We start from the raw sequence: 270 nt of genomic DNA on the forward strand, positions 1-270 counted from the left end.
TTTCACGATTTCGCGCTCCATCGCGAGCCGCACGATATCCTGAGCTACTGCGTCCATGGTAAGCGGCGGAACCTGTTTTGCATACATATGCTTGGCCCACAGCTCACCAGAAATCGCGTCCTCTACGTCACCCACAGTTTCCCAGCCAGTCGATTCAAGCGCGATGTTGAAGTGCTCGCTCAGGTCTTGTGCCAGACAGAAGCGCAGATTCGGGTTCGTGATTCCTAGGCCTGCGAGCGGGAGACTGCGTTTCATGGCGCACTTGATCTG

1 protein-coding gene is annotated in these 270 nt (G+C 55.9%); it reads right to left on the minus strand.

Annotated elements, in window-relative coordinates; genetic code table 11:
• Window positions 1-270: hypothetical protein (locus tag AC1RPH_RS08355; protein ID WP_481762122.1), on the minus strand; the 270-nt coding region annotated here is incomplete at both ends.

It is taken from the genome of Dellaglioa sp. CoH-57-MRSF-16 (assembly GCF_056782055.1).